The following is a 1726-nucleotide window of genomic DNA, read 5'->3' as shown; positions in this document are numbered from 1 at the left end:
GGCAGGTTCAGGCCCTGCTCCTTGGCGCAGTCGATGGCGATCTGGTAACCGGCATCGGCGTGACGCATCACACCGGTGCCCGGGTCGTTGTGCAGCACACGAGCGATACGCTCGGCTGCTTCATCCGTACCGTCGCAGACAATCACCATGCCCGAGTGCTGCGAGAAACCCATGCCGACGCCACCACCGTGGTGCAGCGACACCCAGGTCGCGCCGCTCGCGGTGTTCAGCAGGGCGTTGAGCAGTGGCCAGTCGGAGACTGCATCGGAGCCGTCCTGCATCGATTCGGTTTCACGGTTCGGGCTCGATACAGAACCGGAGTCGAGGTGGTCGCGACCGATCACGATCGGCGCCGACAGCTCGCCACGACGGACCATTTCGTTGAACGCCAGACCCAGCTTGGCGCGCTGACCCAGACCGACCCAGCAGATGCGTGCCGGCAGACCCTGGAAGCTGATGCGCTCGCGGGCCATGTCCAGCCAGTTGTGCAGGTGGGCGTCGTCCGGGATCAGTTCCTTGACCTTGGCGTCGGTCTTGTAGATGTCCTGCGGATCACCCGACAGCGCCGCCCAGCGGAACGGGCCGATGCCACGGCAGAACAGCGGACGGATATAAGCCGGTACGAAACCCGGGAAGTCGAAAGCGTTTTCCACGCCCTCTTCCTGAGCCATCTGGCGGATGTTGTTGCCGTAGTCGAAGGTCGGGATGCCTTGCTTCTGGAAGTCCAGCATGGCTTTAACGTGCACCGCCATCGATTGCTTGGCGGCTTTGATGACAGCGGCTGGCTCGGTCTTGGCGCGGGCGCGGTATTCGTCCCAGGTCCAGCCGGCCGGCAGGTAACCGTTGAGCGGGTCGTGGGCGCTGGTCTGGTCGGTGACCATGTCCGGGCGCACGCCGCGACGGACCAGTTCCGGGAGGATTTCTGCGGCGTTGCCCAGCAGGGCGATGGAAATCGCCTTGCCTTCTTTGGTGTACTTTTCAATACGTGCCAGGGCGTCGTCGAGGTCTTTGGCTTGCTCGTCGACGTAACGGCTTTTCAGGCGGAAATCGATGCTCACCTGCTGGCATTCGATGTTCAGCGAGCAGGCACCGGCCAGGGTCGCGGCCAGTGGCTGGGCGCCGCCCATGCCGCCGAGGCCGGCGGTCAGGACCCAGCGGCCCTTCAGGTTGGAATCGTAATGTTGGCGACCGGCTTCGACGAAGGTTTCGTAGGTGCCCTGAACGATGCCCTGGCTGCCGATGTAGATCCAGCTGCCGGCGGTCATCTGGCCGTACATGGCCAGACCTTTCGCGTCGAGTTCGTTGAAGTGTTCCCAGGTCGCCCAGTGCGGCACCAGGTTGGAGTTGGCGATCAGTACGCGCGGGGCGTTGCTGTGGGTCTTGAACACACCGACCGGTTTGCCGGATTGCACCAGCAGGGTTTCGTCGTCGTTCAGATTGGTCAGGCTTTCGACGATCTTGTCGTAGCACTCCCAGTTGCGCGCGGCGCGGCCGATGCCACCGTAAACCACCAGTTCTTTCGGGTTCTCGGCCACTTCCGGGTCGAGGTTGTTCATCAGCATGCGCAGCGGCGCTTCGGTCAGCCAGCTCTTGGCGGTCAGCTTGTTGCCGCGGGCGGCGCGGATTTCAACATTGCGGAATTTTGTAGGCTTATTGTCAGTCACGAAAAAGACTCCTCAGCGATCAATTCAAACCAACCCTGGCGATGGGCAAGCGGCTTGTGCGC

1 protein-coding gene is annotated in these 1726 nt (G+C 62.7%); it reads right to left on the bottom strand.

What is annotated here, in order from left to right:
- On the bottom strand, positions 1 to 1664 hold a 1664-nt coding region (gene hutU, locus ACW9HX_RS29020), incomplete at its 3' end, for a urocanate hydratase (protein WP_457383207.1).
- Between the last annotated feature and the right edge of the window lie 62 nt (positions 1665 to 1726).

The sequence above is a fragment of the Pseudomonas sp. SDO52101_S400 genome, from assembly GCF_054071635.1.
Note: the sequence above shows the minus strand (reverse complement) of the source record. Positions and strands in the feature narration are given on the sequence as shown.